19 protein-coding genes and 2 pseudogenes are annotated in these 20,558 nt (G+C 37.2%); 12 read left to right on the forward strand and 9 right to left on the reverse strand.

Features of this window, described 5'->3' with window-relative positions:
- Position 1 precedes the first annotated feature (1 nt).
- From galK to galM, 3 genes are read left to right on the forward strand one after another with little or no spacing between them, the layout of a single operon-like run.
- Positions 2-1,213, forward strand: coding sequence for a galactokinase (gene galK / locus ACLKMH_RS05145; protein ID WP_413701121.1), 1,212 nt, complete (start codon positions 2-4; stop codon positions 1,211-1,213).
- Positions 1,214-1,233: 20 nt separating this feature from the next.
- Complete coding sequence (locus tag ACLKMH_RS05150; protein WP_413701122.1) at positions 1,234-1,383, forward strand: hypothetical protein; 150 nt, start codon at positions 1,234-1,236, stop codon at positions 1,381-1,383.
- On the forward strand, positions 1,349-2,299 hold the full coding sequence (gene galM, locus ACLKMH_RS05155) for a galactose-1-epimerase (protein WP_413701123.1): 951 nt from the start codon (positions 1,349-1,351) through the stop codon (positions 2,297-2,299). The genes ACLKMH_RS05150 and galM overlap by 35 nt, the downstream gene beginning before the upstream one ends.
- A 30-nt stretch (positions 2,300-2,329) precedes the next feature.
- Here the strand turns inward: galM and ACLKMH_RS05160 are convergent, their stop codons facing one another.
- Positions 2,330-2,653, reverse strand: a complete 324-nt coding sequence (locus tag ACLKMH_RS05160) for a substrate-binding domain-containing protein (protein ID WP_413701124.1) — start codon at positions 2,651-2,653, stop codon at positions 2,330-2,332.
- Positions 2,604-3,338, reverse strand: a complete 735-nt coding sequence (locus ACLKMH_RS05165) for a LacI family DNA-binding transcriptional regulator (RefSeq protein WP_413701125.1) — start codon at positions 3,336-3,338, stop codon at positions 2,604-2,606. The genes ACLKMH_RS05160 and ACLKMH_RS05165 overlap by 50 nt, the downstream gene beginning before the upstream one ends.
- Positions 3,339-3,891: 553 nt before the next feature.
- On the opposite strand from ACLKMH_RS05165, the gene mglB reads away from it, so the two are divergent.
- From mglB to ACLKMH_RS05195, 6 genes and pseudogenes are all read left to right on the forward strand, one after another.
- The gene (mglB, locus tag ACLKMH_RS05170; protein WP_413701126.1) at positions 3,892-4,791 is read left to right on the forward strand and encodes a galactose/glucose ABC transporter substrate-binding protein MglB; all 900 of its coding nucleotides are present in this window, start codon (positions 3,892-3,894) and stop codon (positions 4,789-4,791) included.
- Between the two features lie 142 nt (positions 4,792-4,933).
- Positions 4,934-5,509, forward strand: coding sequence for an ATP-binding cassette domain-containing protein (locus ACLKMH_RS05175; protein ID WP_413701127.1), 576 nt, complete (start codon positions 4,934-4,936; stop codon positions 5,507-5,509).
- Between the two features lie 38 nt (positions 5,510-5,547).
- Entirely contained in the window at positions 5,548-6,594 is a 1,047-nt protein-coding gene (locus ACLKMH_RS05180) for an ATP-binding cassette domain-containing protein (RefSeq protein ID WP_413701128.1), read from the forward strand.
- Positions 6,587-7,072 carry an ABC transporter permease subunit gene (locus ACLKMH_RS05185; protein ID WP_413701129.1) on the forward strand — a complete coding sequence of 162 codons (486 nt, stop codon included), beginning with the start codon at positions 6,587-6,589 and terminating at the stop codon, positions 7,070-7,072. Before ACLKMH_RS05180 ends, ACLKMH_RS05185 begins: the two co-directional genes overlap by 8 nt.
- Positions 7,062-7,475 carry an ABC transporter permease subunit gene (locus tag ACLKMH_RS05190; protein WP_413702262.1) on the forward strand — a complete coding sequence of 138 codons (414 nt, stop codon included), beginning with the start codon at positions 7,062-7,064 and terminating at the stop codon, positions 7,473-7,475. Before ACLKMH_RS05185 ends, ACLKMH_RS05190 begins: the two co-directional genes overlap by 11 nt.
- 161 nt (positions 7,476-7,636) lie before the next feature.
- Positions 7,637-10,734 (forward strand): annotated as a pseudogene (locus ACLKMH_RS05195) (beta-galactosidase).
- A gap of 132 nt (positions 10,735-10,866) precedes the next feature.
- Here the strand turns inward: ACLKMH_RS05195 and ACLKMH_RS05200 are convergent.
- From ACLKMH_RS05200 to ACLKMH_RS05210, 3 genes and pseudogenes are all read right to left on the reverse strand, one after another.
- Positions 10,867-11,871: a methyl-accepting chemotaxis protein gene (locus ACLKMH_RS05200; protein WP_413701130.1), complete on the reverse strand. Its 1,005-nt coding sequence runs from the start codon at positions 11,869-11,871 to the stop codon at positions 10,867-10,869.
- Positions 11,872-11,909: 38 nt separating this feature from the next.
- Entirely contained in the window at positions 11,910-12,602 is a 693-nt protein-coding gene (locus ACLKMH_RS05205; RefSeq protein ID WP_413701131.1) for a hypothetical protein, read from the reverse strand.
- A 400-nt stretch (positions 12,603-13,002) separates the two neighbouring features.
- Positions 13,003-14,035: pseudogene (locus ACLKMH_RS05210) on the reverse strand (MBL fold metallo-hydrolase).
- A 165-nt stretch (positions 14,036-14,200) separates the two neighbouring features.
- Here ACLKMH_RS05210 and ACLKMH_RS05215 point away from each other — a divergent pair.
- The gene (locus ACLKMH_RS05215) at positions 14,201-14,824 is read left to right on the forward strand and encodes a TetR/AcrR family transcriptional regulator (protein ID WP_413701132.1); all 624 of its coding nucleotides are present in this window, start codon (positions 14,201-14,203) and stop codon (positions 14,822-14,824) included.
- A gap of 226 nt (positions 14,825-15,050) precedes the next feature.
- Here the strand turns inward: ACLKMH_RS05215 and ACLKMH_RS05220 are convergent, their stop codons facing one another.
- From ACLKMH_RS05220 to ACLKMH_RS05235, 4 genes are all read right to left on the reverse strand, one after another.
- Complete coding sequence (locus ACLKMH_RS05220; RefSeq protein WP_413701133.1) at positions 15,051-15,227, reverse strand: hypothetical protein; 177 nt, start codon at positions 15,225-15,227, stop codon at positions 15,051-15,053.
- Complete coding sequence (locus ACLKMH_RS05225) at positions 15,196-16,068, reverse strand: outer membrane beta-barrel protein (protein ID WP_413701134.1); 873 nt, start codon at positions 16,066-16,068, stop codon at positions 15,196-15,198. The genes ACLKMH_RS05220 and ACLKMH_RS05225 overlap by 32 nt, the downstream gene beginning before the upstream one ends.
- A gap of 229 nt (positions 16,069-16,297) precedes the next feature.
- Positions 16,298-16,540, reverse strand: a complete 243-nt coding sequence (locus ACLKMH_RS05230; protein WP_413701135.1) for a hypothetical protein — start codon at positions 16,538-16,540, stop codon at positions 16,298-16,300.
- The gene (locus ACLKMH_RS05235) at positions 16,537-18,033 is read right to left on the reverse strand and encodes a methyl-accepting chemotaxis protein (RefSeq protein WP_413701136.1); all 1,497 of its coding nucleotides are present in this window, start codon (positions 18,031-18,033) and stop codon (positions 16,537-16,539) included. The genes ACLKMH_RS05230 and ACLKMH_RS05235 overlap by 4 nt, the downstream gene beginning before the upstream one ends.
- A gap of 282 nt (positions 18,034-18,315) precedes the next feature.
- Between ACLKMH_RS05235 and ACLKMH_RS05240 the strand changes: the two genes are divergently transcribed.
- Positions 18,316-19,629: an efflux RND transporter periplasmic adaptor subunit gene (locus tag ACLKMH_RS05240; RefSeq protein WP_413701137.1), complete on the forward strand. Its 1,314-nt coding sequence runs from the start codon at positions 18,316-18,318 to the stop codon at positions 19,627-19,629.
- Positions 19,626-20,474: an efflux RND transporter permease subunit gene (locus ACLKMH_RS05245; RefSeq protein ID WP_413701138.1), complete on the forward strand. Its 849-nt coding sequence runs from the start codon at positions 19,626-19,628 to the stop codon at positions 20,472-20,474. The genes ACLKMH_RS05240 and ACLKMH_RS05245 overlap by 4 nt, the downstream gene beginning before the upstream one ends.
- Positions 20,475-20,558 lie beyond the last annotated feature (84 nt).

The raw sequence follows: 20,558 nt of genomic DNA on the forward strand, positions 1-20,558 counted from the left end.
AATGTCTATAAATGAATTACAGCTTAGTAATGAACTGGAGCCCTGTGCTAAAAATGCATCAACAGCAGATTTAAAACAACGTGCGGCTAAAGCCTTTGAAGCGGTTTGTGGTTATCCTGCCACGACCTTTGTGCAAGCCCCTGGACGCGTTAACCTGATTGGTGAGCATACTGATTATAACGATGGTTTTGTGATGCCCTGCGCCATTGATTATAAAGCGGTTGTGGCCTGTGCTAAACGTGATGATGGTATCGTGCGTTTAATCTCGGTAGATTACGATAACGTGCAGGATAGCTTTGATGTCAACGCTGATATTACTCCAACCGACGATAAACTGTGGGCAAATTACATGCGTGGTGTGGTGCACTTCTTAAAAGAAAAGGGCTATCAGGTTGGCGGTGCAGATATTGCCATTACCGGCAACGTGCCTCTAGGTGCTGGTCTAAGTTCATCTGCCTCCTTAGAGGTGGTCACAGGCCAAGCCATGAAAGCCTTATATGACTTAACCGTTAAGCAATCAGAAATCGCCTTAATCGGTCAAGCATCTGAGCACAATTTTGCAGGGTGTTTATGTGGCATCATGGACCAAATGATTTCTGCCTGCGGTGAAAAAGGGCATGCTTTGTTACTCGATTGCAGAAGCCTAAAAACAAAAGCCGTGCATATTCCCGATGGCGTGAGCATTATGATTGTAAACTCTAATGTGCCACACAGTTTAGTGGATGGGGCTTACAATGCGCTACGTCATCAATGTGAAGAAGTCGCACGTTTATTAGGTAAAAAAGCATTACGTGATGCTACCTTAACAGAGCTTAATGCCTCAAGCATTGAAAAAGGCTCTGATATTTATAAACGTGCCCATCATGTTATTTCCGAAAATGAACGTACGGTTGCTTGCGCTGATGCGTTAATGGCAGGCGACCTTCAGAAAGTCGGTGAACATATGTATGCCTCTCACCAATCGATGCGTCATGACTTTGAAATCACTGTGCCAGAAATCGATTTTATTGTTGAGATATTAAGTGATGTTATTGGCACTCAAGGTGGCGTGCGTATGACAGGTGGTGGCTTTGGTGGTTGTTGTGTGGCGTTAATGCCAACAACGATGATTGAACAAGCGAAACAAGCCATTGAAACACACTATGAAGTGAACACGGGTATTAAAGAATCGATTTATATCTGTACAGCACAAGATGGTGCTGGCTTAATTTAAGCAAATATAAGGTTATTGATATGAAAAACAAGTTATTTCAAAGCATGACTGAAACTCCTGCCTTTGATGGACAACCGGCAAAGTTAGTACAGTTAACTAATAAAAATGGCATGTCAGTAACCTTTATGGATATTGGTGCTTGCTTGGTTAAGTTGTGTCGTGCCTGTTAAAGATGAACAGCGTGAGGTACTACTTGGTGTTGCAAACATGGTAGATTTTGCAAGGCATAACACATTTTTAGGTGTCACCGTCGGCCGTTATGCAAATCGAATCAAGCAAGGGTGTTTCACAATAGAAGGGCAGTTTTATCAATTAGAAACCAATCAGCTAGGCAATACGTTACATGGTGGGCCAGATGGTTTTGATAAACGTCGCTGGCAGATATCTGAACAAAATAATAATTCTGTGACTTTCTCGTTGTTATCCAGCCATGGTGACCAGGGCTTTCCCGGTGAATTGCAGGTGTCGGTCTGTTATTGCTTAACGGAGGACAATCAACTCAATATTGGTTATCAAGCAAGCACTACTAAAGCCACACTGGTCAATTTAACCAATCATGCTTACTTTAATCTAATGGGTGCAGAGTCTGGTATCGATTGTAAAACTCATCGCCTTTATATTAATGCTGATCGTTATTTGCCAACCGATGATCAAGGTATACCTTTGGGAGACTTCACCAATGTAAAAGGCACTAGTTTTAACTTTCTAGAGCCTAAAAACATAACTCAAGACTTTTTAGTGGATGCTCAGCAACAAGGCGCAAAAGGCTATGATCATTCTTTTATTCTCAATAAAACGAGTCAAAAGGGGGATTGTGTAGCAGAAGTGTTTGCACCTGATGATAGTATTAAGATGAAAGTATATACGACTAAACCAGCACTTCAGTTTTATACTGGTAATTGGCTAGCTGGTACACCTAATCGTTTAGGAGGAGAATATAAAGATTATGCTGGACTTGCGTTAGAAACTCAATTTTTACCGGACTCACCAAATCATCCAGAATGGGAGCAACCTAGCCCAATTTTAAATATTGGTGAAGAGTATGCTTATCAAACCTCATATCAATTTATCGAAAATCACGAATAATTTCAGAAGCTTTCTTTCTTCAAAAACTTTTTACGTTTCTGGGTTTTGACTAACCGAGAGACGTTTAACTAATGTGGGAGAAAACATATTATTTTCAAGTTCGCATTGCCCTTTTTCTGCAAGACAAATTGACAATAATGTAGCCTGTTTTGCCATCAAACCAATCGGGTAATTGATGGTCGTTAATTTTGGATAAAGGTAGCGTGAAATTAAGCCATTATCAAAACCCACTAATGACATTTGCGCGGGTACAGAGATATTATTTTCTTCAAGTGCGGCCAGTACACCAGTCGCAATAAAGTCGTTATAAGCCACCACTGCGGTAATAGAGTACGCCCTTAGATAATAATTCAATCATCCCTAGGCGACCGCCTTCATCACTGAGTTCAACTTCTAAAGAGTAACTTGGCGGATGCGCAAGTTGGTGATCCTGTAATGCTTTTAAATAACCCGCTTTACGATCTGAAGCGTCATCAATATTGTGATTAGAATTAATATAAGCAATATGTTTATGGCCATTATTAATTAGAAACTCAGTAGCCATATAAGCGCCCTTAAAGTTATCAAAGGCAATGCAACGTTCTGAAATTTCAGGGATATAGCGATTAATTAAGACTAAACCTGGAGCTTCTTTAGCAAAAGCGATGAGTTCATCATCGGCTAAGGCCTTTGAGTGAATAATTAAGGATTTACTACCGCTATTAATTAATAGCTCAATTGATTCTCTTTCTGCATCGGCATCATGGTAACCGTTGCCTATAAGTAGATGTTTATTATGTTCACGGGCAACTTGGTCAACAGACTTAATTAAGGAACCAAAAAAGGGATCAGAGACATCACTCACTAAAACAGCAATGGTATTGGTGCTTTTGCTAACAAGCGCTCGTGCACTCGCATTAGGACGGTAACTCAAATTTTTCATTGCTGTTTGAACCGATTTTATTGAGGCTTTGCCTGCTTTTGGTGATTTATTGATCACTCTTGAAACGGTTGCAATTGAAACTCCTGCTTCTCTAGCCACGTCTTTAATGGTTGCCATTTTACCTTCTTAAGTTTGTTAATTATCTAAATCAGAGGTTTTTCTATCAATTGTAACATATTGTAACAGACAGTAACGGTTTGTAATCCATGTTGTTACGCACTTGTTTAACTTTTTATATGAGGCATATTTATCATAAAGTGAAAGAAAGCAATGCAATATGATTTTGGACAGTTTTTGTTGTTTAATTTAACTTCCTTTCTGTTTATTCACAGTTTAGGTTGAATAATTCTTTATAATTAGCAAGATAATAGCATTGTTTTTGTAACCGTTTACAGGAAGTTGCTGTAAATTTGTTTTACATTAATACTTTTAGTACCCATCTTATAGCCTCGTTTAAACCCTTCTTAGTCTTAAATGTGACAGCACACACATAACTTCATATAACTCTGGTGCAAAACCTTTTTAATGAAAACGTTTACACTTTTTGTCGGTTTGCTCACAATATCCCCCAATTTATTCACGTAGTCTTAGCTTCATAGTTTGGTAGTCGAAATGTGACTATCAGCTTTTTGCAATATCCATTTTAATTGATTTTATAAAGGACAAACTAATGAAAAAATTAACTCTACTAGCAACATTATGTGCTGGCGTCGCCTTTGGTAGTTCAGCGGTAGCAGATACAAAATTAGGTTTCACTGTCTATAAGTATGACGATAACTTTATGGCTGTAGTGCGCCAAGCTATCGAAAAAGAAGCTGAAAAAGACAGTGACATTAGTTTGTTAATGAATGACTCACAAAATAGCCAATCAATGCAAAATGATCAGGTTGATATCCTACTTGCTCGTGGTGTAAAAGCTTTAGCAATCAACCTTGTTGATCCAGTCATCGCACCTGTAATCATTAAAAAAGCGAAAGAAGATGATATTCCTATTGTGTTCTACAACAAAGAACCGTCAGAAAAAGACTTAGCTTCTTACGACAAAGCTTATTTTGTAGGTACTGTTTCTAAGGATGCAGGGATTATCCAAGGTGAATTGATTGCTAAGCAATGGGTCGCTAATCCACAATGGGATTTAAATGGTGATGGCAAAATTCAGTTTGTTTTACTTAAAGGTGAACCTGGACATCCGGATGCAGAAGCACGTTCAAGTTATGTAGTAAGTACTTTAAACGATAAAGGTTACCCAACAGAAGAGCTACATTTAGATACCGCTATGTGGGATACCGCGATGGCTAAAGATAAAATGGATGCCTGGGTTTCTGGTCCAAATGGTAGCAAAATTGAAGTCGTTATCGCTAATAATGATGGTATGGCAATGGGAGCCGTTGAATCACTTAAAGCAAATGGTAAAACTGAATTACCAGTATTTGGTGTTGACGCATTAAGCGAAGCACTTGCGATGGTTAAATCAGGTCAAATGGCTGGAACTGTTCTAAACGATGCGCCTAACCAAGCAAAAGCAACCTATGAATTAACACGAAATCTTGCTCAGGGAAAAGTCTGCTGATGCAGGTACAGAGTGGAACCTAGTGAATAAAGTTGTGCGTGTACCTTATGTTGGTGTTGATAAAGAAACTTTAAAATAACCTCTATTAACTAAAATGGGAAAGGTTACCTTTCCCTCTTTTAAATTCTAGGGTAATGCCACTATGACAACACAAACAAACCATGAATTCTTGTTAGAAATGACTGGAATTTGCAAAGAATTTCCAGGTGTAAAAGCCCTGGATAATGTAAATTTAAAAGTTCGCCCTCATTCTATTCATGCCCTAATGGGTGAAAATGGTGCCGGCAAATCAACCTTACTTAAATGCTTATTTGGTATGTATGACCAAGAGGCAGGAAAAATAGTTTTTTTAGGTAACGAAGTAAATTTTGAATCTTCAAAGCAAGCATTAGAAGCAGGTGTATCTATGGTACACCAAGAGTTAAATCAGGTTTTACAACGCACGGTAATGGATAATATCTGGCTAGGACGATATCCACTTAAAGGTTTTTTTGTCGATCATAATAAAATGTATAACGACACTAAAGCAATTTTTGAAGAGCTTGATATTGATATTGATCCTAAAGTTAAAGTGGCTACTTTATCTGTCTCTGAAATGCAAATGCTAGAAATTGCCAAAGCATTCTCCTATAACGCAAAGATTGTGATCATGGATGAACCAACTTCATCCCTGAGTGAAAAAGAGGTGAGTCACCTTTTAAAATTATTAATAAATTAAAAGAAAAAGGCTGTGGGATTGTTTATATCTCACACAAAATGGAAGAAATTTTTACCATCTGTGATGAAATTACGATTCTTCGTGATGGTGTTTGGATTGAAACGCGTCCTTTAAAAGGACTCGATATGGATCAGATCATTAATAAAATGGTTGGCCGTGATTTAACTCATCGTTTTCCTGTTAAAACCAATGTTGTTAAAGAAACCATTCTTGAAGTTAAAAACTTAACAGCACTAAATCAACCCTCTATCACTGATGTAAGTTTTGAATTACGTAAAGGTGAAATTCTAGGCGTTGCCGGACTGGTTGGTGCTAAACGAACTGATATTGTTGAAACATTGTTTGGAATTAGAGATCGTAGCCAAGGGGAGATAATCCTTCACGGTAAAACACTGCAAAATAAAGATGCACATGAAGCGATTAACAATGGTTTTGCTTTGGTGACTGAAGAGCGACGTGCAACGGGTATTTACGGTAATTTAGATATCACCTTTAACTCATTAGTGGCGAATGTTGATCAATATAAAACCCCTTACGGTTTATTAAGCAATAAAAAAATGAAAAGTGACACGCAATGGGTAATTGATTCCATGAGTGTTAAAACCCCTTCCCATGAAACTAATATTGGCTCTCTTTCTGGCGGTAATCAGCAAAAAGTGATTATTGGGCGTTGGTTATTAACTAACCCTGAAATATTAATGCTCGATGAACCAACACGCGGTATCGATGTTGGTGCGAAATTTGAGATTTACCAGTTAATGCTAAATTTAGCGAATAAAGATAAAGGCATCATTATGATTTCATCAGAAATGCCGGAATTACTGGGTACAACAGATCGCATTTTAGTTATGAGTAATGGTCGAGTCGCTGGCATTGTGGATACCAAAGATACGACACAAAGTGAAATTTTAGAGCTTGTTCGCTCGTTACCTATAAGAAGTAAAGGATTTAATCATGGATACATTAAAAAAACTTGGCTTGATGCGCTACCTAAAAGAGGGTGGTATCTATGCTGTACTATTTATTTTATTAGCCATTATTGTTATTCAAGAACCGTCATTTTTAAGCTTACGAAACTTGAGTAATATTTTAACCCAATCATCAGTACGTATTATTATTGCACTTGGTGTTGCAGGGTTGATTGTTACACAGGGTACTGACCTTTCAGCGGGGCGCCAAGTTGGTTTGGTCGCCGTACTTTCAGCAACCTTGTTACAGGTCGCTGATAACGTCAATAAAGTATTTCCAGACCTTGGTGAAGTGCCAATTGTTGCGGTTATTATTGCTGTTTGTTTAGTAGGTGCAATTATTGGTTTAGTTAACGGATTGATTGTTGCCTATATGAAGGTAACACCCTTTATTGCCACCTTAGGTACTATGATTATTGTTTATGGTATTAACTCTTTATATTTTGATACTGTGGGTGCTTCTCCTATTGCTGGCTTTGATTCGCGTTTCTCGGAGTTTGCGCAGGGGTTTATAAGACTCGGTGACTTTAAGTTATCTTATTTAACCTTTTATCGTCGCTATTGCTATTGGTGTTGTTTGGGTTATTTGGAATAAAACTGTATTTGGTAAAAACATCTTCGCTATTGGTGGTAACCCAGAAGCGACTAAAGTATCGGGTGTGAATGTGCCTATTACTTTGCTTAAAATATATGCGCTATCAGGTGTGTTTTATGCTTTTGGTGGGATGTTAGAAGCTGGTCGTATCGGTAGTGCAACTAATAACCTTGGTTTTATGTATGAGTTAGATGCTATTGCCGCATGTGTAGTTGGTGGGGTTTCATTTGCTGGTGGTGTTGGTCGTGTATTTGGTGTTGTAACGGGCGTATTGATCTTTACCATTATTAACTACGGTATGACCTATATTGGTGTGAGTCCTTACTGGCAGTACATTATTAAAGGTAGCATTATTATCTTTGCGGTTGCTCTTGATTCAATGAAGTATGCAAATAAAAAATAAAGTTTTAACTTAGAAGGCAGTTGTACTTGCTGATTGCCTTTTAAGTTTTTTTATAAAATAGTTGGGGCACATTTTTATTAATGTGCCCCAATTTCTTTTTATAGTTTTTAAACAATAAAGCATTTACAGAACATGGTAGTTTTAACTACTCGGGGAATAATATGAAAAAATTTTCTGAAATAATTAATGCACGAGATTGGGAAAACCAACATGTGACACATCAAAATGTACTAGAAGCACATGCTCCTTTACATGCTTATCATTCACAGCAAGCGACCCTTGATAATCAGGTTTCTGATTTTACCTTGTCTTTAAATGGGCAATGGTCTTTTAAGTTATTTGCTCAACCTGAAAATGTATTACCTGAATGCATTAACGCTGATTTTGATGATAGTCAGTGGGGAAGCATTCCTGTGCCTAGTAATTGGCAGTTACAGGGCCATGATAAAGCCATTTATACTAATATTAAATATCCCTTTGCTGATAACCCGCCCTTTGTGCTGCAAGAAAATCCTACCGGTGTGTACCGATTAAACTTTTTGATACCTGAAAATTGGCAGGGTAGACAACAACGTATCATTTTTGATGGTGTTAATTCTGCCTTTCACCTCTGGTGTAATGGTATTTGGGTAGGTTATTCACAGGATAGTAGCTTAGTTTGCTGAATTTGATTTAAGCGAATATTTGCAAGTGGGTAATAACCAGTTAACAGTAATGGTGATACGTTGGTCAGATGGATCTTATCTGGAAGACCAAGATATGTGGTGGTTAAGTGGCATATTCAGAGATGTGACTTTATTAAGTAAACCGCCTGTTTCTATTCGTGATGTTGCAATAACAACTGAACTAGATGCTTGTTTTAACCATGGCACTTTAAAGGTAAGCACCTATTTAAGTGAGCAGAATATTGATTATCGTGCACAAGTACAGCTTTATGATGCTCAGCAAAATGCCATTGGTGAACCTGTTGATGCTACTTTTGGGCAACGTATGGTTGATGAAAAAGGAGCTTGGAAAGATGAAGCAGAACATAGTCTCTTTATTTCATCGCCTCACAAATGGAGTGCCGAGTCTCCTTATCTTTATCGAGTTGTAGTGTCTCTAATTGATGCAAAGGGAGAAGTGATTGATAGAGAAGCTTATCAAGTTGGTTTTCGTGTCGTTGAAATTAGTGACGGTTTATTGAAAGTAAATGGTGAAGCATTATTGATCCGTGGTGTTAATCGTCATGAACATCATCCAGAGAAAGGCCATGCCGTGTCTCGGGAAGATATGCTTGAGGATATTAAATTATTAAAACAAAATAATTTTAATGCAGTAAGAACCGCACATTATCCTAATCATCCTGCTTGGTATGAGTTATGTGATGAATATGGATTATACCTTGTTGATGAAGCGAATATCGAAACCCATGGGCAATTCCCTATGTGTCGTTTATCCAGTGACAGTAGTTGGCTGAATGCTTATATGCGTCGTATGACGCGTATGGTTGAACGTGATAAAAATCATCCTTCTATTATTATCTGGTCCTTAGGAAATGAATCGGGCATTGGGCATAACCATCATGCTCTATATCAGTGGACAAAGTTAAAAGATCCTACTCGTCCTGTGCAGTATGAAGGAGGAGGCGCTAATACAGCCGCAACAGATATTATTGCGCCAATGTATGCACGTGTCGAAAGCGATATTGTTCATGCAGGTAACGAGGAGGTGACGCCAAAATTCTCCCTTAAAAAATGGATTGGTTTGCCTAATGAAACTAGACCATTGATTCTATGTGAATATGCCCATGCAATGGGTAATAGTCTCGGAAGCTTTGATAAATATTGGCAAGCATTTCGTTTTTATCCTCGTCTGCAGGGCGGATTCATCTGGGACTGGGTGGATCAAGGCCTTACCAAAGTAGATGAAAATGGACAACAATACTGGGCCTATGGTGGCGACTTTGGTGATCAGATTAATGATCGCCAGTTTTGTATTAATGGTTTAATTTTCCCTGATAGAACAGTGCATCCGACATTGTATGAAGCTAAAAAAGCGCAACAAATGTATCAGTTTTGCAAATTAGATAATGACAAGTTAATGGTCAAAGTTACCTCTGAGAACCTATTTGTTGCTAGTACAAATGAAACACTTGTTTGGTCTATGACAGAGGACGGCCAATGTATTGCTTCGGGTCATGTTGAAATGGACGTACCTGCCAAAGGGGCAAGCATTTTTACCTTGTTAGAAAAATTACCCGCACAAAAAATTGGATATGATTATTACCTTAATCTTGAAGTTATTATCAAACAGGATAATAAGTGGGCAGAAAAAGGTCATGTACTTGCTAGTGAACAAATACGTATCGATTCACCGATGCAATTAGCGCTATCACCAGCTATGCTAAATATGGCTCCCAAACTAGTTGATAATGAACAGTCGTTTGTAATTACTGGTGATAATTTTAACATTGAGATGGATAAAAGCACTGGCATTATCAAACAATGGGTTGTGAATGGTCAGGAAAAATTGCTAAGTGGTCCAGTTGATAACTTTTATCGAGCTCCGTTAGATAATGATATTGGTACCAGCGAAGCAAATAACGTTGACCCTAATAGTTTTATTGCGCGTTGGCAGAGTCGCTGGCATTAGTGACCTATCTTGTAAATGTCTCTCATTGCAGGCGAATACTTTAACTAATGTTGTGTTGTTGCAAGTTCAATTTGGCCACTATTTTGAAGATAAGTTAATCATTACAACCCAGTGGAAGTATTCAATTAACTCTCAAGGTGGAGTGGATATTGACGTAGAAAGTCGTGTTGCAAAATCGCTACCTTCTCTACCACGTATCGGCATGGAGTTAGTTTTGCCTAATGTGCACAAGGAAATTAGTTGGTTTGGCCGTGGCCCACATGAAAATTACCCAGATAGAGTGTTAGCGGCACATGTTGGTTGTTACTCTTTATCGATTGAAGATATGCATACCCCTTATATATTTCCATCGGAAAATGGGCTTCGTTGTGATGTGAAAAAAGCGAATATAGGAGATTTAAATATTTCAGGAGACTTCCATTTCTCAGTGAGTCGTTTTAGTCAGAATAATATTACTCAGGCAAAACATAACAATGAGTTAAAAGCAGATGATCAGTTATATGTTCGCTTAGATGGTTATCACATGGGAGTAGGTGGCGATGACTCATGGAGCCCGAGTGTGCATGATGAATTCTTATTAACCAAAGAACATTATCAATATCGCTTAAGACTTGAATTTAACTAACCTCAGTTGTGTATCGTTTAGCTTATCCAGAATTGAGGTTAACCAAATTTTGGACTTACTCAAACACAAAAAATACCCTCGTTATTTACCATAACGAGGGTATTTTTTGGGAAATGGAAAAACTAACAATAATTAACTTAATTTAAAGTGTTGAACTACATCTAATAACTGCGACTTATTATTCTCTATCTCGTTAACGCTAACTAATGTTTCACCATCATTCTTCTCTAATTCTCCTACCATATTTTGTATCATGACCATATTTCGAGATATTTCATTGGTGGTAACATTTTGCTGTTCAGCAATGCAGACAATTTGCATATTAAGCGCATTTAGTTCAAAAATAGAAGAGGTCATAATATCTAAAGAGTGAGTGCTTTTTTCCGTTGCTTCAGCAGAATTTTGGCGACCTTGTTTAGTATTTTCCATTGCATTAACAACAGAGCTGGTGCCTGATTGTAATTTTCCAAGCATTTCATTAATTTGCTTGGTTGAGTCTTGGGTGCGACTTGCTAATGAACGGACTTCATCTGCAACAACAGCAAAGCCTCTTCCTTGCTCTCCTGCTCTAGTCGCTTCAATGGTCGCATTCAATGCGAGTAGGTTGGTTTGCTCTGCAATACCACCAATGATGCCAAGCACAGATTCAATATCACTAATATCATGGTTAAGTTTAAAAATTGAGGTAGACATATTTTCTACATCGTTAATTAACGCTTCAATACTGTTTTTTGAATGTTTAACTAAAGATTTGCAGGTATCTGCTTGTTGTGAAGAGTCTTCAGTTAATTGTGAAGCGGAAAGGGCACTTTGAGCAACTGAATCAGCTGTTGAGCTCATTTCTGTAATTGCACTAACGGCTTGTTCCGTTTCCTTAGCATGGTTATCCATAAGAGTATGATTAAGGTTTGTTTTCTCTGAAATGATTGAGACACTTTCACCTAAATGTTGCGTGGTTGTCGCTACGTTTAACATTAGTCCTTGAAGGTTTTCTGTAAAGCGATTAATTCCAGTAGCGATCAAACCAAGGTCATCTTGAGTGTTAACTATTAACCTGTGCGTTAAATCACACTCACCACTAGCCAGATCCGTGACAACCTCTCTTAAGTTAATAATAGGACGGTAAGCAATGCGCACTAAAAAAATACTTAAAGCGAGTAAAATAACTCCTGCGATTAAAAGTGCAAATGTGATGGAACGGTTAAGTGCACTGGTATTTTTTCGATCGTTGATTTATCAATATAACCTGTTAGATTCCAATTTTTATCTCCAACGGCTACTTGGTGCTCTACTTTGATAAGATCACCATCTATTTTATTACTAAACAAAACATTATTTTCAGCATCGCTTAACGCTAAATAACTACCATCCAGTGATGAGTTTTTTAACAACGTTTGTATATCGCTTAAATCAATAAAGAAAATATTACCTCGGCCATTCTGACCTGGTACGGCTAAAGAAATAATAGATTTGTCTTTTTCTTTAAAAATATTACTAACAGAAATTTTTTCGCCAGCTTGTGTGAGCATTTTTAAAATAGGATCTTTTATTGCCGGATCCGTTTCTGTTCCTTGGTCTGTAAATAACATTCCCTGTATTACTTTATTAATACGAAAGAAACCTGACTCTTGTTGTAGAGTTTCTAAGCTAGCAGAGCCAGTGTCGATGTTCTTGGCTAGTAGTATTTTATTAGCGATATCGCCATTCAATTTATCTTTTACTAAGTCAAGTTGATGAGTCGTACTTTTTACACTGGTTTCAAAGATGTATTGGCTAATAAAATAATTGGCACTGATGTAAGAAGTGAAAATTGCAAGTACAACAATAAACACGAAGAGTGAATATATTTTTCCTTTAAATGAAGTCATTTTATCGCAAAGTTCCTATTGTATTATTAAATGTTTATTAACTGCATGTTTTTAATGGTTTTTTGATTTAAAATTATAGGCTTATTTGCAGTTTATATGTGCAAGGAAGGTCGTAAATGGTTGTTGTTTTATGGAATTATGAAGCACTGCACATTAACCGTTATTGATTCGTTTTTCAGTAATGTAAAGGTTTACATTTTTATTTTTTATGATCTGTTATAGCAGGGCAATTGATAATAATTACTGGATAAATAGCGCGATAGAATTTTCAAGTATGATCATTACAAGGAAAGGTTGTTTTGTGGTAATGATGATTTGATACATCACTGCAAGTGAAGTTAATAACCTTAACTGCAGTAATATAATCAATTCTATCAATAGGCTATTTGAGGTGGAAAGGTTATTTAGCTGTTTGCCACCACAGGAGGTTTTCAGGTTTAGTTTGAATATTAACAATACTGCCGATGATTGGAGTACTTAGGTTAACACTATGTTGTTTAGCTAATTCGCTAATACGTTGCAATGGTTCATACCAGCTGTGAAAGGCTGAGATCAAAGGTTCCGTTGTGGATAGGCAACATTGCTTGGCCACGTAAATCAAGGTGCGCCTGTAAACTCTGTTCAGGTGTCATATGTATTGCTGGCCAGTCTTTATCGTATGCGCCCGTTTCAATCATGGTTAAATCAAATGGTCCATAGCGTTTGCCAATTTCTTTAAAGCCTTCAAAATAACCTGAGTCTCCACTAAAATATAGATTACTAGTGGAAGACTTTAAAACATATGATGCCCATAACGTCTGGTTTGAATCTAGTAGGCCTCTACCTGAAAAATGTTGCGAAGGAGTAGCGGTAATTTGCAGGCCAGCTATTTCAATTGTCTGCCACCAATCAATACTTTTTATCTTCTCAGCTGAAACACCCCAATTTAATAAGTGTTTATCGACCCCAAGTGGCACTATAAAGTCAGCGACTTTAGAGGCGAGAGCTTTAATGCTGGTTTTATCAAGGTGGTCGTAATGATCATGAGAAATTAATACACCATCTATATTGTTTAGTTCATTTAATGCGATAGGGGCTTGATGAAATCGTTTTGGCCCTAAAAATGAAAAAGGTGATGCTCGCTCACTAAAAACAGGATCGATTAGCCACTTTTGCCCGGCAATTTGCAAGTAGATACTAGAGTGCCCAAGGCGGATCACAACTTCTTGATCTAAGGGTAAAGCATTCAGTTGCTCAGCTGTTAATGGCTGAATAGGTATTGCATTTTTAGGTAGCGCATCAACACGTTTTTCAGTCATATATCGATATAAAATATGGCTTATTGACGTCTCATTATTGAAGTCAGGAGCGGTATTTTTGAATCCTTTAGTGGTGTGATGGTTTATCGTGTTTTCAGTTTTTAAGTCATTTGAATTAAGGGTATTTATTAGCATGTAACCTCCTATCAATAAACTGATAGCAATAATGAAAGATTTGAGCATAAGTTATATCGCACTAAAAAAGTAAACTGTTAAGTGCATTTTATTCTAATGATTTAAAAAGTAAACTCATTGGTGTAAAATATTTTGAAAATAAGTTTTATAAAATAAGCCACCTTTATGAATGTTAAAAAAATAGATAAAAAACTCACTTGTTCACAAATAAAAAAAGCGGCTATTATCAATGCGGCTAGGCTGTTATTTCAAAAAAATGGTTTTAAGTTAACCAGTATGGATGATATTGCTAAACAAGCGGGAGCCTCAAAACGAACGGTTTATAATCACTTTGCTAGCAAGGAGCTGTTATTTAACGCAATTGTTGGCGAAATGTTGGATCTGTTATGCCATTTTGAATATGTTGATTTTAATATAGATTTAGCGCTTGATGAGCAATTGACAAGGCTTGCAGAAAATGAATTAGTACTATTAAAGTCGGAAGGAGTAATTAAAAGCTCAAGAGTCATTATTAGTGAACTTCTTACTTCTCCTGAATTGGTAGAGGGGGCTATCCAGGAATTAAACAATAGGGAGTCACCTTTAGTTTCTTGGTTCAGGCAAGCTTATAGCGCAGGCATTATTAAAAGTAATTACCCTGAAATGGTGGCAGAACAATTTGTTGCGGTTATTAAAGGTTTTTGTTTTTGGCCTCAACTCATTCAAGGAGAGGAATTTCCCACAGAGGAAAAACAGAAGTTGGTTGTTGAAATGGCTGTTAATATGATTATTAAGCAATACACCGCTTAAATTTCAGACAAAAAAAGGGTAATTACCAGGTCGTTGCTATTTAAGCCTATTTATGAAGTACATACGTGTACTTCATCGCTTCGCGACTAGCTAAAGCTATTCAAATATGTTCCTGACATATTTGTCATCCTTGGAAAATGCTCATTTAAACCACTAAACTGCGCTGGGCAGATAAAAAAAGGTTAACACTAGGTTAACCTTTTTTGTTGTTTTGCTATTTGGTTAATTATTTAACCATGATAGTTAAACCAGGAGTGTATACAGATACACGACGGTTTTCAGCACGACCAGCGGCTGTTTTATTAGTTGCGATTGGCTCAGCTTCACCATGTCCTTCAAGCGTGATACGGCTTGTATCAATGTTGAATTTTTTAGATAAGTGAGTTGCAACACGTCGCTGCACGACGCTCAGATAAGTCTTGGTTGTAATCTCTTGCACCCATGCTATCTGTGTGACCAACAACGAATAATTTCGCTTCTGGGTAGTCAATTAAATGTTGCGCGATAGGCGCTAACTCATCAAAGTACTTTTGTTCAATTACAGCACTTTCTGTTGCGAAACGAATACGTACTGTTAGTGGTTCAATCACAACAGGATCAGGTTTCTTTTCAACAACTGGTGCAACAACTACAGGCTCAACAACTGGAGCAACAACAACTGGTGCAGGAACTGGTGCTGGAGTTTTTGACGCGCCAAATGTGTATACAATGCTTGCGCCGTAGAAGTGAGTATCCCAGTCAGCGTTAAAAGATGTTCCGTTTAAAGATGCATCATTGTAGAACTGATATTCTAAACGTGCAGAAACGTTTTTAGTGAAGAAATATTCAGCACCAACGCCTGCTGTAAGAATTAGGTTTTCATCTGAATTTGTACCTAAATCGCTCATGTAATATGAAACACCCGCTTTTGCGAATAGGTCAAATGATTCATTAATACCTTTTGTGAATTTACCAACAACGTCTAAAGCTTGTTGATCTAATTCACCAGTAGTGTTGAACTCTGCTTGACCAAGGTATGTAAAACCAGTTTCTAAAGCAAACCAATCATTGACATTGTAACCTAGGAAAAAGTCGCCACCCCAGTCATCATTATCTAAACCGGTAACTGTGAAGTTTTTTGCAGTGAAATCACTGTAAGTTGTGGCACCTAAACGAGCACCTGCATACCAAGTATCTTCATCAGTTGCATAACTTGATGCCGATGCGAGTAACGCAATAGGAAGTAGATAGTTTAATTTAGACATGGATCATTCCTTTAAGTTTTATAGTTAAGTTGCTTTATAATGGTGTTCAGACAAATAAAAGTCAAATACCCATTTATTTGTGCATATTATCTAAACAGTTGATAATTGTCTAATGTAAATAGCATAAATATAAAAAATTGTAAATTTGAGATATTCATCTTTGCGCTTGATTATTTTTTGTTTAAATACTTTAAATTTATAGGCATTGAATGAGCAAAGGTTAAAATTGTTATGTTTTAAATTGAGCAACAATATGACTTAAATGTGTATTTGAATCATCAAGTTCTCCTGTTGTTTTGGCAGTTGCTAAACCATTATCATTTATATTATTAATTACTTCTTGAATGTTGATCATATTTCGACTTACTTCTTCTGCAACTTTGTGTTGTTGTTCTCTTGCTGTGGCTATTTGAATGCTGTGAGAGTTGATTTCTGAAATATCACTGGACATTAAGTCTAGGGAATTTGTCACTTCTGATGTTTTTGCGCACTGCGTTGGCAACTTTCTCTTGTCACTTCCATAGCATTCACCACTGATTGTGTGCCGGTTTGTAGTTCCTGCGGCATTTTATTAATTTCCGAGGTACTAGTCTGAGTCCTTTTTGCTAAGGCGCGGACTTCATCTGCGACCACTGAAAAGCCTCTACCTTGTTCGCCTGCGCGAGTCGCTTCAATGGTCGCATTTAAGGCTAACAAATTAGTTTGCTCTGCTATATCACCAATAACTTTCAGTACTACGCCAATTTGATCGGTATTATTGCTCATTGCACCTATAGCAGAGGCCATTGATTCAACCTCCTGAGCGAGTGAACTGACACTATTGACTGCTTGGTTGACTATTTCCCGTGATTGATGCGTTCCATCTTCCGCTTTTTTAGTGAGGGTCACTGCTGTTGCTGTGCTTTCTGATACTGATTCAGCAGTTGAGGACATTTGGCTTATTGCTGTGACTACCATTTCTGTTTCTGATAAGTGATTATCAATAAGTGCTTGGTTTGATATTGAATGCTGATTAAGTGTTTTAACGCTTTTATCTATGATCTCACTAGAGTTATTTACCTGTTGGATCATGCTCTGCAATTGTGAAGTAAATGTATTAATGTTGCTAGATATCTTACCAAGATCATCATCACTGGTAACTTTTATACGGTGAGTTAAATCTCCATTTCCCTGTGCAAGTTGTTCGGTTACATCACGTAATGTAGCAATAGGTTGAGCTAAAACTCGAATAGAAAATAGGCTCAAGGGAATAATTACTAAAGCGACAATTATGAGTGCGAAGGTGATCTCTGTGTTAATTCTATTGGTATTAGCGACAATAAAGTCGTTATCGATATAATTTTTAATGCTCCAGCTCATGCCAGGTAAAGATAAGTCACTACTTATTTCAGTTAGATTCCCAGCTACTTTATTTGAGTAAACAAGTGTTCCTTTGCCATCGAAAATTTCAATATAGCTACCCTGTGTTTGCGATTTTTCAATAAGCGTTGCAATAAAACTCAAATCGACATAATAAATAGTAACAGTCTCATCTACTTCCTTAACGGCAATGTAAATGACATTTTCTCCATTAAGTTGTTCAATATCACTGATTAAAATATCTTTTTTGATACTGGTCGCGATATCAAAATATTTCTGAGCTTGTTCTTTATCTTCTATTGCACCTGTACTACCGAACACCATACCTGCCAGTACTTTGTTGATACTTACAAAGCCTGTACTTTCTTGTATTGCTTTTATGGCAAGTAAATTAGAGATACCTATTTTCATATTCTGAGCTAAAGTGACTTTCGCCTGAATTTGAGTCGCAATATTACTTTCAACCAAGGCGGTATTATTAGCAATATTTAACGTGTCATTTTGATAAATGTAATTGCTCACAGAATAATTAACACTGAAAAATGACGTTAACATAGCAACTAACAAACCTGCTACAACTGCGAGGTATATTTTTTTGAAATCCAATTTTTATCATTGATATCAATCCCTAATTTTGTTTTAAACTGACTGATATTGAATTTATTGTTTTAATTAACCTGAGGTTTCTAGGCAGTTCCAATAGCAGTTGAATAATGAGTCTAGTCAGGCAATTAAAAAAAAACAAAGGTCATAAATCACATAAATACAATACAATTACTTTTTTACTGTATTGAGTTTCTTATTTTCCCCTTGTTTTTTGACCTAACTTGCAGAACAAAAAATGTTTTTATAACAACATAGTTATATTGCAATATGTTAGGAATGCACATGACAGCAAATAAAAAACGATTTTTTATTATTGGTATATTAATCGGGGCCATTATTTTAGCGCTGTCTATTATCTTTAAAACATCTCCCGTAGTAAAAGCGAAGACAGACAAAGCCAAATTAGTTCAAATAGTACTATTACAAAAACAGCTTGTTGCACCACAAATTAAAGCATTTGGGCGTATTGAACCTAAACATATCTGGAAAGGAATTGCTGAGGTTAACGGTAAAATTACCTATCGCCACCCTAAACTTGAAACTGGCCGAATACTTCCTGCAGGCACTTTAGTGTTAAGAATTGATCCGTTGGAATATGAATTAAAGTTGGCACAGGCAGAAGCCAACCTGAATACCAGTAAAACTCAACTCAAACGACTTATACAGCAACAGAAGAACATTCAACTGAGCTTACAAATTGAGCGCCAAAAGCTGTCTTTAATCGACCAAGAATATAAGCGTAAACAAACATTGCAACAGAAGGGGCTATTATCCGCTTCCGATGTAGATATACAGAAACATGCTTTATTAGTACAAAGGAACTTAGTTCAGGAATTAACTGGAACATTAGATTTAATACCCGATGATAAACGAGTAATACAGTCTGAGATTAGCGTTAATGAGGATCATATAAAAGACGCGTATCGACAACTACAAAATACAAGGTTTAATTTACCCTTTGACGCTCGTATTGCCACTGTGAACATTGAAACAGAACAAGCAGTAAGCAATGGTTCAGTATTATTTGAAGCACATCAAATAGGAAAAGTTGAAGTAAAAGCGGAGTTTTCCTTACAGGATGCACAGTTGTTAATGCAAAGTATTAGCGAAGAGCCTGTTGAACAGAGCTTTCTTTCGATAGAGCAATTAGAATTATCTGCACAAATATCATTAACACTAGGTAATACACAACACCACTGGCCAGCTCAAGTAACGCGCATTAGTGAAACCATCACAGTCGAGCAAGGCACAATTGGTTTCTATTTAGAAGCAGAGCAGTTTTTTTCGCAAGCTGGGCTGATAAAAAAGCCGCCATTAACTCAGGGAATGTTTGTTAGTGCTAGCATAACAGGGTTCCAATCAAAACAATTTGTTGTGCCAGAAAGAGCATTGCATGGCGACCTGTTATATATCATGGATAAAAATCAACGCTTACAACTTCGCCAAGTTGAAATATTGTTTAGAATTGATTCTGGAGTTGCTGTCTCAGGAAACCTTCAGGAAGGTGATCAATTAGTGCTAAATGATTTGATTCCTGCAGTTGCTAATATGACCTTAAAAACACATTCAAGTGTTGGTCAGGAGCCTAGGTTGTGATTGCTTTTTTTATGCGTCATCCTACCCTCGCAAATTTAATGATGATGACTTTTTTTGTGCTTGGATTGACCTGCATGAGTACTTTAAAGCGTGAAACATTTCCTGATTTCTCTCCTCCCTATATTATTGCAAGTGTTATCTATCCCGGTGCTTCTCCTGCTGAAGTTGAGGGGAGTCTTTGTTTACGTATGGAAGATGCGGTTGATGGCTTGAGCAATATTGAGGAAATAAAATGTGATGCTCAGGAAGGTATCGCGTCGTTAACCTTAAAGTTAAATGATGATGCAGATTTAGGGCGTACACTCATTGATGTGCAAACTGAAATTAATGCGATTAATGACTTTCCTGTGCAAATAGAAGCGCCAACGGTAAAGGAGCTTGATTGGGCTGAGCCTGTGGTTGATCTTGCAATTTCTGCTCAGGCGAGCTTACCACACCTAAAAGCTTATGCAGAAGACGTTAAACGTCGATTAAAAATAGAGGCTGATGTTAGTTTAGTCAATGTGAGTGGCTTTTCTAGTCACCAATTACGGGTGGCATTAAATCTGGTTGATTTGCGTCGTTTAGGTTTAACGGTCAATGATATCGCCACTAAAATAAGTCGGCAAAATATAAAAATGCCAGTTGGTAATATTGAGCTAACTGAAAAAAATCTGTTAATTCGTTTTGATCAACAACAAGTAAATGCTCATGGATTATCACAAACTATTGTTGCCTCTACAGCTGAAGGTGGTGTTGTTCGTCTAGGTGATATTTCGCAAATTAAAGATTTATTTGAATTAGAAGAAGAGCGTATTGTTTTTAATGGTGAGCCTCGTTGCTATATTAAAAATACGAAAAAATAAAGCAGACGATGCTCTGCGTATTAAAGAAAGAGTAAATGCGTTTGTTGAGCAAGAAACGCTTGCTTGCTCCAGAAGGGATTTCAC

Origin of the sequence: Psychromonas sp. KJ10-10 (genome assembly GCF_047323245.1) — a bacterium.
GTDB lineage: Bacteria > Pseudomonadota > Gammaproteobacteria > Enterobacterales > Psychromonadaceae > Psychromonas.